This window comes from Sanguibacter sp. Leaf3 (assembly GCF_001425965.1).
In the GTDB taxonomy this organism is placed as follows: Bacteria; Actinomycetota; Actinomycetes; order Actinomycetales; family Cellulomonadaceae; genus Sanguibacter; species Sanguibacter inulinus.
The window spans coordinates 1,160,024-1,174,073 of sequence record NZ_LMRH01000002.1 but is presented as its reverse complement, the minus strand read 5'-3'; the positions used below and the strand labels follow the sequence as shown (position 1 = coordinate 1,174,073).

Genomic DNA, 14,050 nt, shown 5'->3' with positions numbered 1-14,050 from the left:
ACAAGTGGCGGCCGGTCCCGCGGACGAGCGCTGGCGCGCAGCGGCTCGGCGGCCCGCCACGTCCTGCGGCCGTCGTGAGCCTGTGCCGGCAAGAGACTCACGTCCGGTGTCGACCGGCCGATGAGACAGGTGTCCGGGACGCCCGGACCGCGGAACCCAGCGTCGGGAGCCGCGCCACGACGACGAGGGAGAGAGATGACCGAGAGCTATGGAGCAGGTGTCGATCTTGCCGTCGCCGAGCCCGTCCTCACGACTCCTGCAGCACGCGTCTCCGCTGCCTCCGCCGCGTCCGCTGCCGCAGACTGTGCCTTCGCCGCAGCGATGGTCGACGCCGCGATCGGTGACCTCGACCTGGTGCTGGACCTCGATCTCGACACGCCCGGCTCAGCCCTTCCCGAGGTGCTCGAGCAGCCCAGCACCGAACGGGCCGAGATCAGCCCGCTCGTCTCGTCGCTCGTGCAGGCCTACGCCCGACGCCGGGGGATGCCCGTCGGTGCTGTCATGCTCGCCTATCCTCTGCACGACGTCCGCGTCGTCGAGAGGCTCGTGGCCGACCTCGCCCGTGCCCAGGGCACGAGCGAGGCCGTGGTCCGGCTGACCTTCGGTCAGCCCACCCCGAGGTAGGCCTCTTTGATCGCCGGGTCGGCGAGGAGCGCCTTGCCCTCGCCGGTCCGCACGACCGACCCTGTCTCGAGCACGTAGGCCCTGTCGGACCTCGAGAGTGCCTGCTGCGCGTTCTGCTCCACGAGGAGCACCGTGGTGCCCTGCGCGTTGATCTCCGAGATGATCCGGAAGATCTGCTGGATGATCATCGGAGCCAGGCCCATCGACGGCTCGTCGAGCAGCAGCACCCGCGGCCTGGCCATGAGCGCCCGGCCGATAGCGAGCATCTGCTGCTCGCCGCCGGACATCGTCCCGCCGAGCTGGGTGCGCCGTTCCGCGAGCCGCGGGAAGAAGGTGAACACCCTCTCGACCGTCTCGTCGTGCTCGGCCTTGGAGTCGAAGGGCCTGGCGAAGCACCCCATCTCCAGGTTCTCCATGACGGTCATGCCGGCGAACACGCCGCGGCCCTCGGGGGCCTGGACGATCCCCGCGGCCACCCTCAGGTGGGGCTTCATGCGGGTGATGTCCTTGCCGTCGAAGACGATCGTGCCACGCGACAGCGGACGCACGCCCGAGAGGGCCCGCATGGTCGTGGTCTTGCCGGCACCGTTGGCACCGATGAGCGTGACGAGCTCCCCGGTCTCGACGGTGATGGACACGTCGCGGATGGCCTCGATGCGCCCGTAGGCGACGGTCATCCCTGAGATCTCAAGCAGTGGCATCGTCGGGTACCCCCAGATAGGCGGCGATGACCGCCGGGTCGCTCGTGACGGCGTCAGGGGTGCCCTGCGCAATCACCTTGCCGAACTCGAGGACGACGATGCGGTCTGTCACCCCGCGCACGAGCTTCATGTCGTGCTCGATGAGCAGGACCGTGTACCCGTCGTCCCTGATCTGCCGGATGAGGTCCATGAGGGACTCCTTCTCGGCGGGGTTGAAGCCTGCGGCCGGCTCGTCGAGGCAGAGCAGCTTGGGCTCGGTGGCCAGCGCGCGGGCGATCTCGAGGCGACGCTGGTCCCCGTAGGAGAGGTTGCGGGCCTTGTCGGTCGCCCTGCCGCCGACGCCGACGAACTCGAGCAGCGCCATCGCGCGGTCGATGCCCTCGCGTTCTTCTCGTCGGTGCCGGGGCGTGCGGAAGACGGCGCCGGGGACCGACGTCCGGTGCCGGGCGTCTGTCCCCACGACGACGTTCTCGAGGGCCGTCATCTCGTTGAAGAGCCGGATGTTCTGGAAGGTCCGGGCGATCCCCAGCTGGGTGATCTGGTAACGCTTCTTGCGGCCGACGGGCTCGCCGTCGAAGACCACCGTCCCCGACGTCGGCCTGTACACCCCCGTCATCGCGTTGAAGCAGGTGGTCTTCCCCGCCCCGTTGGGCCCGATCAGCCCGAGGATCTCCCCGCGACGGATGTCGAAGGTCACGCCGTCGACGGCTGTGAGACCACCGAACTGGACCGTGACGTCGTCCATGCGCAGCAACGGCTCGCCGACGGCCGTGTGGACCTCGCGGTCCGAGGCCACCTTCTCGGCGACGACTGTCGGGTCGGCCAGCTCGGGGTGGACGTCGGCGACGTCCACGACGACGGGTTCTTCGACCCCTCCACCGGGAAGGTCTTTCTCTGCGGGTCCGGTACCGGCGCCCTGCTCAGGGTTGCGGAGCTCTTCGCCGTGCTCGGCGCCCGCGCCGATGCCGCCAGGCTCGTGGCTGCTCATGCCTGCTCCTTCGCTGTGCTGTCGGGCCCCGTGCTGCCGCGACCGGTGCTGCCACGACCCGCGCGGTGGTGCGAGGTGTCGTGGAGCTCGCTGTCCTGCGCCTTGATGGTGCGGCGGGCTGCGACGTACAGCTCGCGGCCGTAGGTGAGGAGCTTCTGCCGCACGGGCAGGAGCCCTTGCGGCCTGAAGACCATGAGCACCATGAGGGCGATGCCGAAGAACAGGTACCTGTACTCCGCGATCTGGGTACCGTCGATCGGTATGCCGAAGATCTCGGTCCGGCCGAGGAAGAAGTTCGGCAGGTAGACGATGACGAAGGCCCCGAGGATCACGCCGAGCTTGTTGCCCTGACCCCCGAGCACGACGGCGCAGAGGAACAGGACCGAGTTGATGACGTTGAAGTTCGTGGGGTTCACGAACTGCACCTGCCCGGCGTAGAGGGCGCCGGAGGCACCGCCGATCGAGGCGCCGATGACAAACGCCCAGAGCTTGAACCTGAAGGTCGGCACGCCCATGATCTCGGCGGCGTCCTCGTCCTCGCGGATCGCGACCCACGAGCGACCGACGCGTGAGCGCTCGAGGTTCCCCACGAACAGCAGCGCGACGACGATGAGCACGATGCTCAGCCAGTACCACCACACCCCGGAGTTGAGGGCTCCGGAGCCCGAGCCGGCCGAGAACACACCGTTGGGGTTCGTCTCGCTCACCCCGGCTCGCGGGTAGGCGACCTGGGCGAGGCCGCGACCGCCGCCGGTGATGCCGTCGAGGTTGTCGGCCAGCAGCCTGACGATCTCGCCGAAGCCGAGCGTGACGATCGCGAGGTAGTCACCGCGCAGACGCAGCGTGGGGGAGCCGATGAGCAGTCCCGAGAGCGCGGTGATCGCGACGGCGATCGGCAGCGCCGCGAGCCACGCCCAGTCCTGGGAGAGCCACCCGCCGTCGCCGGTCTGGTTCCACGGGCTCGACGGGCTGGTGAGCAGGGCGACGGTGTACGCGCCGATCGCGTAGAAGCCGATGTAGCCGAGGTCGAGCAGCCCCGCCTGGCCGACGACCACGTTGAGGCCGATCGCGATGAGCGCGTACATGCCGAACTGGGCCATGACGCCGCCGAAGTTTGTCCCCACGGTCGTCAGGACCGGGATCTGCAAGATCGGCAGGAGGGCGATGAAGATCAACAAGGGGAGCCCGAGGGCCCACTGGGTGGGCCTGGCCTGGGCGTCCCACCAGAGACGGACGGCGTCGCCCACACCGGAGTGGGGTCGCAGGCCTGTCGTCGTGCTGTGCGCAGGGTCAGTGGACGGGGGTGATGTCGACGAGCTGCCAGTCGGCGAGGTGCCCTTCGCGAGCGGGGCAGGCGAGGAGCCGGAGGACGGGGTCCCGTGCTCTCCGTCGCCCGGCGACGCGGGTGTGGGTGCGTTCGGGGTCGTCATGCGCGTGCCCTCCCGAGAGACTCGCCGAGGATGCCCGTGGGCCTGACCATGAGGACGAGGATCAGCAGGACGAAGGCGACGACGTCGCGCCACTCCGTGCCGAAGACGACCTGTCCGTAGTTCTCCATGACCCCGAGCAGCAGCCCGCCGAGGAGAGCTCCGCGCAGGTTGCCGATCCCCCCGAGGACCGCGGCGCAGAAGGCCTTGATGCCCAGGATGAACCCGCCCGAGTAGACGATGCCGTTGGGGACGCGGAGCGTGTAGAGCAGCGCGGCGGCGCCGGCGAGGATGCCGCCGATGAGGAAGGTGAGCATGATGATGCGCTCTCGGGAGACCCCCATGAGGGTGGCCGTCACGGGGTCCTGCGCGACGGCACGGATGCCGCGGCCGAACTTGGTGCGGTTGATGAACTGGTCGGTCGCGAGGGCCAGCAGCAGCGCGGAGACCACGATGATGAGGGTCACGTTGGTGACGTTGGCGGAGCCGATCTGGAACTGCACCTCGGGCTCGACGAGCCGGATGGGCTGCTGGGCGTTGACGCCGCCGAGCGTGCCGCCGGTGAGGCGGGGGAGCACGAAGTGCACGAACTCCTGCAGCACGAAGGACGCACCGATCGCGGTGATGAGGAAGACGAGCGACGGGGCACCGCGCTTGCGCAGCGGCCTGTAGGCGACCCGCTCCAGGCCGACGGCCACGCCGCCGGAGATGGCCATGCCGCCGATCATGGCGGCTCCGAGGTAGAGGACCGTCATGACGATCCCCATGTCGTACGCGTCGCCGTTCGGGCCGAAACCGAGCAGCATGAGGGCCGCGTACTGCCCGAACATCCCGAGCATGAACACCTCGGAGTGCGCGAAGTTGATGAGGCGCAGGACGCCGTACACGAGGGTGTAGCCGACGGCGACGAGGGCGTACACGGACCCGTAGGTCAGCCCGTCGACGGTCAGCGCCCAGAAGTTCCGCCCGAGGGCCGCGACGTCGAACCCGATGAGGGGTTCCGCCACGACCATGGTGTGGAGAAGACCACCTGTCATGTGCTGCACTCTCTCTTTCCTGTGCTGGACGTCCGTCGTGGTGCGCCCCGCAAGCAGCCCGCGCTCCCGGTCCGCCGTGGTGGCGGGCCGGGAGCGCGAGGTCAGCTGCCGGCGGGGCGGCGGGTGCTACTCGACGTCGTAGATCCAGATGAGTGCGGAGGTGAGCTCGCCCGTGTCGGTCCACGAGTAGTTCCGGGCGAGGCCGGCACCGTCGTAGCTCGCGACGAAGTCGAGCAGGCCTGCTCGGTCGGTGATGCCCGAGTCGATGCCGGCGAGCATGATCGTCATGAGGTCGTAGCCCTCGACGGAGTAGACACCGGGGGCTGCCTCGAAGGCGGTCTCGTACTCGGTCGCGAAGGCGTCGGGTGCCGGGCCGCACGGGCAGGAGAGCACGGCGCCGTCGGATGCCGAGCCTGCCTGCTCGACGAACTGCGGGTCGTTGGTGCCGTCGGCCGAGACGAAGGTGGTGTCGACCCCGGCGTCACGCAGCTGCTGGACGAAGGGTGCTGCCTCGGCGTAGTAGCCGGCGTAGAAGACCGCGTCGGCCTCGGCACCGCTGATGATCTGGACAGCGGCGGCGAAGTCCTTGTCACCGGTCTTGACCGAGGCGGAGCACGAGGAGTCTGCGGCGTCGCCGAGGCCCGCGGTGATCTGCTCGGCGAGACCGATGCCGTAGTCGGAGTTGTCGGCCACGACGCAGACCTTGGCGTAGCCGAGGGTGTCGACCATGTACTTGGCGACGGCCGGGCCCTGGACGGCGTCGTTGGCGAGGCCGCGGTAGAAGGTCTTCCACCCGAGGGTGGTGAGGTCAGGGTTGGTGGCCGAGGCAGAGAGCGAGAGCAGGCCCGCCTGGTTGAAGATGTCGCCGGTCGCCTTGGTCTCGCCCGAGAACGCGGGGCCGAGGAGGCCGAGGACGTTCGCGTCTCCGACGATCTGCGGCGCGACCTGGGTGGCCTTCTGCGGGTCGCCCTCGGTGTCGAAGGACTTGAGCACGACCTGGCAGTCGGCGTTGGCCTCGTTGTGCTTGTCGAGCGCGAGCTGTGCGCCGTTGAGGATGTTCTGCCCGAGCGCGGCGTTCGGACCTGTCAGCGCACCGGCCATCGCGATGGTGGTGGTGGCGGCGCAGGTGGCGCTCCCGTCACCCGCGGGGTCGACGGCGTCGCCGCCTGCCGCGGACTCGACCTCGACTCCGTCGGGGTCGATCTGGACCATCGGCACGATGGCCAGGTCGGCAGAGGCTGACTCGCTGGAACCTGACGCGGCTCCTGTCTCGTCGTCGGTGGACTTCTGCCCGCATGCGGTGAGGGCGACGGCTACGGCGAGGGCGATCGCCAGGCCTGGTGTTGTACGGCGAGCATGTGAACGCATCTCGTGACCTCCGGCTGTGGGCCCCCTGGACCCGGATGATGAGTGGAGCTGTGGGGTGGATCGGTCGGTGGTGGGTGGTGGAGCCGCGGGGGAGGAGTGCGACGGTGCACTCGTCCTGGTCCTGCGGTACCCACACCTTGGTGGCCTGGTGTTACGGCCGACTGCGATCGGTGTTGCGTCAGTGTTACGGAAAAGCCACGCTTCTGCACGCATGACTGTTCTGCCAGAGGTGCGCAGATCGTCAAGAGATCACAAAATCTGCAGGTCACATTTGTGACTTGGGTCACTGAACATATGTCCACGGAGTGAGCGCGACGGCGCGCCGCACGTTCCTGGCGTTGGCCCGGTGTCGGAGAACTTCACCTGGTCTCCATCTGGCAGCCTTGTGCGCCCTATCGAAGATCGATAGTTTGTGACCGTTGATCGATAGAGGAGAGCTGCCATGAGCACGATCGTCGTCCCCGCCCTGCGCGCTGTGCTCGCCGTAGCCTTCGCCGCGCTCGTCGTCCTCGTCCTGCGGATGCTCCTCGCCCAGGCTGTCGCCCGCGACGCGCAGGCGAAGGACCTCGAGGCCGAGCTCGAGCAGGTGGTCTGATGCCGGTGGTCGTCGACATCGACGTGATGATGGCGCGGCGCAAGATCACGGTGGGAGCGCTCGCGGACCTCGTCGGCATCACGCCGGCCAACCTGGCAGTGCTCAAGAACGGTCGCGCGAAGGCCGTGCGGTTCAGCACCCTCGAGGCGCTGTGCGAGGCCCTCGACTGCCAGCCCGGGGACCTGCTCCGCTGGGAGCCTGTCAGTCCCGAGACGTAAGATCTCCTGCCCGGCCAGCCGCGCCCGGGCTCTGTCCGGGACCGGCCGGCACCCGCCCGGCTCGCGCTCGGCACTGTCTCAGTCCCGCGTGGTCCCAGCCCGGCCCGGTCCCAGCGAAGGAGGGTGTCCAGTCGTGCCCCTCGACCGTTCTCGCGGCATCCCCGCAGCGCAGGCCGCGCTGAACGCGATGCGTGCTCCGCAGATGCGTCGCCGTCCGACGGTCGCGCACCTCGACGCCGACGCGTTCTTCGCGAGCGTCGAGCAGCACCAGAGGCCGTCGCTGCGCGGACGACCCGTCCTGGTCGGCGGCGTGGGACCGCGCGGCGTGGTGGCGACGGCGTCCTACGAGGCGCGGGCCTTCGGTGCGCGGTCGGCCATGCCGATGGAGCAGGCACGTCGACTGTGCCCGACGGCCACGGTGGTCGTGCCGCGCTTCCTCGCCTACTCCGCCTACTCGGCGCAGATCATGGCCGTCCTGCGCGAGGTCACGGACCAGGTCGAGGCCATCAGCATCGACGAGGCCTTCGCCGAGCTCGACCACCTGCCTGGCTCGAGCGCGGACCTCGAGGATCTGGCTCACGAGCTCCGGGCCCGGGCGCACGCACGGACCGGTCTGTCGGTCTCCCTGGGGCTCGGTCGCTCCAAGCTCGTCGCCAAGCTGGCCTCCGAGGCGGCCAAGCCGGGCGGCGTGCGGGTCGTGGACCCTGCCGACGAAGACGAGTTCTTGCTCGCCCTCCCGGTCCGCGCCCTGTGGGGTGTCGGGCCGGTGTCCGCCGCCAGGCTCGACCAGCTGGGCGTGCGGACCGTCGAAGACCTCCGGGCCCAGCCTCTGGACACCCTCGTCATGACCGCCGGCGAGGCAGCGGGCGCCAACCTCTACGGGGTGGCTCGTGGCTGGGACGACAGACCGGTGACGACGGTCCGGGAGCGCAAGTCCGCGGGGGCCGAGCACACCTTCGACGACGACCTGCACGGTCGGACGGCGATCGCCGCCGCGCTGGACGCCGTGACCGACTCGGCCCTGCGACGTCTGGAACGGCACGCTGTCGCCGCCCGGACCGTGGTGGTCAAGGTGCGGGTCGCGTCGTTCACGACGATCACCCGTTCGGTGACGCTGAGCCGACCCACCTCCGACGTCACAGCGCTGCGGCAGGCCGCGCAGCGGGCCCTCGCCCTCGCCGAGGTGGTTGAGCCCGTCCGGTTGCTCGGGGTGTCCTTCCACGGTCTGTCCGAGCACTCCCAGCTGATGCTCCCGCTCGGGATGGACGTCGGGGTCGACGAGGCTGGGCCCGAGGGCGACGGGCCCTTCGGCGGCAGACGCGCCGGGAGCGACCAGTCCGGGCAGCTCGCTGCCGACGACGCGGGCGCGGACGGCCACGGTCCCCAGGGCGGCGACGGTGACCAGAACGGTGTCGACGCCCGCTCCGGGCCGGTCCGGGCGACCGCCGCGGCCCTCGCCCCGGGCCTGGACGTGCAGACCTCGAGGGACGGCCGGGGCTGGGTGGTCCACCTCCGTGACGACGGGCGGGTCGCGGTGCGCTTCGAGACCGCCGCGACGGGGCCCGGCTACCAGCGCTGGGTGGACCCGGAGGTCGAAGAGCTCGTGCTCGTCGACCCGCTGGGCCCCGACGGCCTGGAGCTCGGCGCCGCGGCAGAGACGACGGAGCCAGCAGAGACGACTGAGGTACCGGGGGAGTAGGTCCACCGGTGCGCCATCGGTCACCGGCGGCGCTCGCGGCCCGGTTCTCGACCCGCGCCGTGGCGCAGGGACGCGTAGCGTGCGAAGGGTCTTCTTCCCCGAGCCCCACGGAGCGTGCCCTGTGAGCAGTCGTCGATACCATGACGTGGTCATCGTCGGAGGGGGCAACGCCGGGCTGTCGCTCGCGGGCCGTCTCCGCAGGGACGGCGCGAAGGACGTCGTGGTGGTCGAGCCTGCGCGGGTGCACCACTACCGTCCGATGCTCTCCTACGTCGCCGGTGGTCAGGCGACGCTCGACCAGCTGCGCCGCCCGCAGGACCGTGTCACACCGTCGGGGGTGCGGTGGTACGTCGACGAGGTGGTGTCGGTCGACCCCGTCACCTCGACCGTGCACCTCGCCGGTGGTGACGAGATCGAGTACGGGGACCTTGCCGTGTGCCCAGGGTCGCAGGTCGACTGGGACGCGATCCCGGGGTCCGAGGCGGCTGTGCAGACCCCGCACGCGGCCACGAGCTATCTGCCCGGCTCGGCTGTCGACACCTGGACGATGCTCTCGACACTCACGTCGGGACGTGCGGTCTTCGTCGTCTCGGACCGGCACGTGCCCTGCGCCCCGGTCGGTCTCAAGCCGATGTTCCTCGCCCTCGACCACTGGCGGCGCACGGGTGTGCGGGACGCGATCGACGTCGAGCTGCTGGTCGAGGGTGACCGCCTGGTCGACCTGGACCGGGCCGACCAGCGTCTGCGGGCCGAGGCTGCCGAGCAGGGGGTCACGGTGACCTTCGGAGCCACGGTGACCTCGGTCGACGCGGCGTCCCGTCGGCTGGCCGTCGACGTGGCTGGCACGGGGTCCGCGTCGTCGGAGCTGACGTACGACGCGCTCTATCTCGCCCCGCCGCACCGCGCGCCCGCGTGGGTCGCGGGCAGCGGCCTCGCCTCCGAGGGGGACGGCGGCTTCCTCAGGGTCGACCCGTCCACGCTGCAGCACCCGGAGCACCCCCGCGTGTGGGGTCTGGGTGACGTCGCGGACCTCGACGCGCTGCCGTCGGGCGGTGCGCTGCGCAAGCAGGTGCCTGTCGTCGCCCGCAACATCGCGGCACGGCGGACAGGGGTGCCGATGCGCACCTACGACGGGTACTCGATCGCCCCGGTGACCACGTCGCGCCGCAGCCTGCTGCTCGCGGAGTTCGACAGGCGCGGTCGCCCGGAGCCGAGCGTCCCTGTCGTGGACCTCGTCAGGCCGCGTCTGCTCACCTGGGCCTTCGACAGGTACGTCGAGCCGCAGGTGTACTTCCGTCGCCTGCTCCAGGGAAAGGTGTCCTGACCGCGCTCCGGTCGGTCGTGTCGCCCGCCGCCGTCTCGTCTCCAGGCGTCACAGCCGGGACGGTGTGCGCTGAGCGACCCTGAGCTCGGCAGGGAGTGCCTCCGCCGGGTGCGGTGAGCGGTCAACCTGGTCACGCCTGACGCCAGAGTCGCGGCGTCAGGCAGGGCGTCATGGGGCGACGCGGTGTCCACGACGAGGCGAACCACCTAACTGCATGGTGTCGTCACTCAGAGGTCCACCCACCACCGGCGCGGCAACCGCTCGGCACTCAGAGGAGCGCTGAGCTGCTGGTTCCGTGTGGCATGCCCCCCGCACCAGTACGCAGCACAGGTCGCAGGTGCGGGCTCCCAGCCGCCCAGCGCCTCACGAGTCGTCAAGCCCGTGTCGAGGGCGCGCCCACGACCCGTCGAGGAGACACGTGACCATGGATGGAACGACCGCACGCCTGATGACCACTGCTCGCCGCCGGTCGGCACCTCCCGAGGAGTCCCACCCTGCAGCGTCAGGAGTCGGCAGCCGGGCTCGCTGTGCTCTCGCGGTCGTCGTCGCAGGCGGTCTGGTCTTCGCAGCCGGCGGTCCAGCGGCAGGGGTCGCGAAGGTTCTCGTGGCTCCTCGGCCCGGAGTGGTCTACATGTCCTCAGGGACGAGTCTGTCGACCACGCTCTCTGCTGGGACAGGGACCGGCTCGTCGCTCACTTTCTCACCTGTCGGTGCCGGCACCCCTGGAGGTGCGGCTCACCAGGGGCTCGCCTCCAGGGCGAGCGACGGCAGGCTCTACGCCGTCGAGATCTCCGACGGTCAGGCCGACGTCCATCTCGTCGTGCTCGACGCAGCAGGGGCGATCACGCGCCTCGGTGCGCTCGCCAGCCTGGCCGGCCAGCACGGCACCGTCACCGGCGGGACCTTCGGCGAGGGCGTGTACTCCGACACCTACCTGGCCGTGGTCGCAGACGTGCCAGACGCGGGCGGACGAGATGTCCTGCTCGCTGTCGACATCGCCGCAGACGGGACCTTCGCGGAGACCATGACGCCGCTGTACCTGCCCGATGGTGCTCGACTCGGCGACCTCGCTCCGTCCGGCGGGTATCTCTGGGGTGTCTACGGGCAGACGATCGTCCGGGTCGACCCCGTCGACGGTTCTGCCACAGCATGGACGTTGCCGGAGGGGACCGTCGGACCGGGGACCGGCACGGTGTTCGGGGTCGCGTGGTCGACAGGCGACGGACAGCTCGCCTTCGGTTCCCACACGCACGGCGAGATCACGGAGATCGCCGTCTCGGACCAGGCCTCGGCCACCCCCACCTTCGAGGTCGTCGCGCGACACAGCACCCCGATCGGTCCGCAGAGCGACGGGACCTTCGTGCCCTCTGAGGAACCTGCCGAGATCCCGGCGGAGGGTGCACCCACCATCGGTCCGCGACAGCCGAGCGCGCCCGAGATCGACCCGACCGACGGGAACCGGTTCACGGGGCACGGGGTCCCCGGGGACACCATCGCCGTCACGTTCCCCGACGGCTCGACCTCCCGGACGACAGTCGAGCAGGACGGGGGATGGGTCGTCCAGCCGCCAGCCATGGACTTCGTCCACGGGCACCTCGTCGAGGCCACAGCGACGGACCTCACCGGAACCACCTCCGAGACCTCCTGCACGACGGTCGACCTCTTCCGAGCCCAGGACCCCGTGGCTGACGACGTCGGAGAGCGGCAGCTCACCTCGGCGAGCCAGCGCGGTGGGCACCAGTGACGACCGACGCGCACCTGGGCGGGTTCGTCAGCTCAGCCACCACCGACGAAGACCTCCTGGTCAGCGTCCGTGCCGGCGAGAGGGACGCGTACGGCGAGCTCTGGCGCAGGCACGTGCGCGTCGCGCTCGCGGTCGCGGGCCGCTACTCGACGATCGCTGACCCCGAGGACATCGTCCAAGAGGCATTCCAGGCCGTGTTCACAGCGGTCTGCGACGGTGGCGGTCCCACGCGCGGATTCCGCCCCTACCTGGCTCGGACCGTGCGCAACGTCGCGGTCAGCATCTCGCGCCGCCGCCGTGCCGAACCTGTCGGCGGGCTGACAGAGCTCGCCGACAGGCTCGACGTGTCGGTGCCCGGCCACGACGAGCAGAGTGCAGACAGGGTGGTCCTGGTGAAGGCATTCCAGTCCTTGCCCGAGAGGTGGCGGGCGATCCTCTGGATGACAGAGGTCGAGGACCTGCCCGTCCAGGACGCTGCTGACAGGCTCGGGATAGCCCCGAACGCCGGGGCTGCCCTCGTCCGACGCGCGCGGGAAGGGCTGCGCAGGTCGTGGCTCGCAGCGCACGTCGGGGGCAGCGAGCGGGGCCCGGAGTGCCGCTGGGTCGTCGAGCACCTCCCGCTCTCTGAGCGCGGCGACGCGACCCCGCGCCATCAGGACCGCATCGAGGCCCACACCGCCACGTGCCAGGACTGCGCTCGCACCGCGACCGAGATCGCCGCCGTCGGTCGGAGGCTCCCCGCGGTCCTCCTGCCGGTCTTGTTCACCGGGGGAGCGGCGGCCGAGCATCTGCTCGCGGGGGTCCCGGTCGCGCTGCCTGGCGACGTGGGGTCTGTCGGCGGTGCGGTCGTCGACCATCTGCCTGCCAGCGACGCGCCAGGCCGCGCGGCTCTCGGCGAGGCTTCGTCGGGCGCCCCGTGGAGGATGACGTCACTGGCGGTGAGCCGGCGGGTCGCGGCCGCCGTGGCCGTGGTGGTGATGACAGCCGCCGCAGTCGGCGCCGGGGTCGTCCTCCTCGACCGCAGCCCGTCCTCGGCTTCGGCTGGACCAGTGACGGGATCCGCCGACCCGGCTCAGATCCTGACAGCGCCCTCGGCCTCGGACGGTCCTGGTACCGAGATCGGGAGCGATACCGGAGCGCCATCCGTCGACTCGCCTGCACCCGGCACGACGGCTGCGCCCTCCGCGCCGCCCGGCACCACCTCGACGTCCGAGGTGGCTGTGCCACCGCCGCCGCGCGACGCAGCGACGTCGTCTCCCGATGCAGCCGTGCCGCTCGACGTGACTGGCGCGCCCGCGTCCGGCTTGCAGGAATGGGTGCCCGTGATCAGCGGGACCGGGGCGCCTGGGTCGACGGTCGAGGCCGTGCTGGCCGACGGCTCGCTCGTCGGTTCGGCGCAGGTCGCCGACGGGGCGTGGTCGATCGAGCTCGACGCCTCCCTCGCGGCGGACGTCGAGCACGCGGTCGCCGTCCGCTACACGGGCGACCTGCACCTGGTCGACGTCGGCAGGTACACGGTCGTCGCGCCGCTGGTGACTGGTGTCGAGGTCGTCGAGAGCCAGGCCGGTGTGCACGACGTGATCGTCCTCGTGACCGGGACCTGCGGGCAGCCGGTCGAGGCGTCGGTGGTCGGGACTGCCAGTGCAGCGTCTGTGGTGCTCGGGAGCTGCACGACGAGGGTTCCGCTGCCAGCAGTCCCGTCTGGGACCCACAGCGTCGAGCTGCGGTATGTCGATCCTGTGCAGGGCCGCGCTGGGGCCGTGCGGACCATCTCCGTCACGGTCTGACTGACGTACCCACGGACCTTCTGACCACCTCGCCGGATGGCCTTCTGGCGGTCCGACGGTCCGACGGTTCGACGGTCCGACGGTCTGGCCGGCAGTCCGGCCGTCTGACCGCTGAGGCGCCGAGCGGTCTCGCCGCTCGGCCGAGCCGTTCGTGAGGTCATCCCGACGAGCGGCGGACTCGCGGTGTCTCGACCCCGACGCGACCACGTGGCGCCTGTGAGGCGCATCACACCAGAAACCGTAGATCGGTACATCTTTCGCCGTCATGTCGACGCGTGCCGAGAGCGTCTAGTCACCGAGAGCACATCACCGCACCGAAGGACGGATCGATCAGTGAGAGCACCACGCCTAGGCCGCGCGTCCGTGAGCAGCGGCACCACCAGTCTGGCAAACCGCGGCGGTCGATCCGTCATAGCTGCAGCGGCGGCGACCTTGGCCGTCACCGCGTCTCTGCTCACAGCTGGCGGGGTCCAGGCGGCCAGCGAGGTCTCAGGACAGCGTCTCGAGCTGGCGTCAGACCCGGGGTGGGCGTCTGATG

The 14,050-nt window shown here is 70.5% G+C and carries 12 protein-coding genes; 7 read left to right on the top strand and 5 right to left on the bottom strand.

Annotated elements, in window-relative coordinates; all coding sequences use genetic code 11:
• Window positions 1-195: 195 nt before the first annotated feature.
• Window positions 196-624 carry a hypothetical protein gene (locus ASG53_RS12635; RefSeq protein WP_056133512.1) on the top strand — a complete coding sequence of 143 codons (429 nt, stop codon included), beginning with the start codon at window positions 196-198 and terminating at the stop codon, window positions 622-624.
• Here ASG53_RS12635 and ASG53_RS12630 read toward each other — a convergent pair.
• The 5 genes from ASG53_RS12630 to ASG53_RS12610 all read right to left on the bottom strand — a co-directional run bounded on the left by ASG53_RS12630 (window position 606) and on the right by ASG53_RS12610 (window position 6,145).
• Window positions 606-1,325, bottom strand: coding sequence for an ABC transporter ATP-binding protein (locus ASG53_RS12630; RefSeq protein ID WP_056133509.1), 720 nt, complete (start codon window positions 1,323-1,325; stop codon window positions 606-608). The genes ASG53_RS12635 and ASG53_RS12630 overlap by 19 nt on opposite strands.
• The gene (locus ASG53_RS12625; protein WP_056133506.1) at window positions 1,312-2,313 is read right to left on the bottom strand and encodes an ABC transporter ATP-binding protein; all 1,002 of its coding nucleotides are present in this window, start codon (window positions 2,311-2,313) and stop codon (window positions 1,312-1,314) included. Before ASG53_RS12625 ends, ASG53_RS12630 begins: the two co-directional genes overlap by 14 nt.
• Complete coding sequence (locus ASG53_RS12620; RefSeq protein ID WP_235533919.1) at window positions 2,310-3,743, bottom strand: branched-chain amino acid ABC transporter permease; 1,434 nt, start codon at window positions 3,741-3,743, stop codon at window positions 2,310-2,312. The genes ASG53_RS12625 and ASG53_RS12620 overlap by 4 nt, the downstream gene beginning before the upstream one ends.
• Complete coding sequence (locus tag ASG53_RS12615; RefSeq protein WP_056133504.1) at window positions 3,740-4,777, bottom strand: branched-chain amino acid ABC transporter permease; 1,038 nt, start codon at window positions 4,775-4,777, stop codon at window positions 3,740-3,742. The genes ASG53_RS12620 and ASG53_RS12615 overlap by 4 nt, the downstream gene beginning before the upstream one ends.
• Window positions 4,778-4,903: 126 nt before the next feature.
• Window positions 4,904-6,145, bottom strand: coding sequence for a branched-chain amino acid ABC transporter substrate-binding protein (locus ASG53_RS12610; protein WP_056133501.1), 1,242 nt, complete (start codon window positions 6,143-6,145; stop codon window positions 4,904-4,906).
• Window positions 6,146-6,587: 442 nt separating this feature from the next.
• Here ASG53_RS12610 and ASG53_RS20625 point away from each other — a divergent pair, with 442 nt between their 5' ends.
• From ASG53_RS20625 to ASG53_RS12585, 6 genes are all read left to right on the top strand, one after another.
• Entirely contained in the window at window positions 6,588-6,740 is a 153-nt protein-coding gene (locus ASG53_RS20625) for a hypothetical protein (RefSeq protein WP_327286734.1), read from the top strand.
• On the top strand, window positions 6,740-6,958 hold the full coding sequence (locus ASG53_RS12605; protein WP_056133498.1) for a helix-turn-helix domain-containing protein: 219 nt from the start codon (window positions 6,740-6,742) through the stop codon (window positions 6,956-6,958). Before ASG53_RS20625 ends, ASG53_RS12605 begins: the two co-directional genes overlap by 1 nt.
• A gap of 133 nt (window positions 6,959-7,091) precedes the next feature.
• Window positions 7,092-8,657: a DNA polymerase IV gene (locus tag ASG53_RS12600; protein ID WP_056133495.1), complete on the top strand. Its 1,566-nt coding sequence runs from the start codon at window positions 7,092-7,094 to the stop codon at window positions 8,655-8,657.
• A 121-nt stretch (window positions 8,658-8,778) separates the two neighbouring features.
• A complete protein-coding gene (locus ASG53_RS12595) occupies window positions 8,779-9,981 on the top strand; it encodes an NAD(P)/FAD-dependent oxidoreductase (RefSeq protein ID WP_056133493.1) in 1,203 nt (400 codons plus the stop codon).
• A 424-nt stretch (window positions 9,982-10,405) separates the two neighbouring features.
• Window positions 10,406-11,725, top strand: a complete 1,320-nt coding sequence (locus ASG53_RS12590; RefSeq protein ID WP_156382782.1) for a DUF6923 family protein — start codon at window positions 10,406-10,408, stop codon at window positions 11,723-11,725.
• Window positions 11,722-13,512 carry a sigma-70 family RNA polymerase sigma factor gene (locus tag ASG53_RS12585; protein ID WP_056133487.1) on the top strand — a complete coding sequence of 597 codons (1,791 nt, stop codon included), beginning with the start codon at window positions 11,722-11,724 and terminating at the stop codon, window positions 13,510-13,512. The genes ASG53_RS12590 and ASG53_RS12585 overlap by 4 nt, the downstream gene beginning before the upstream one ends.
• Window positions 13,513-14,050: the final 538 nt, after the last annotated feature.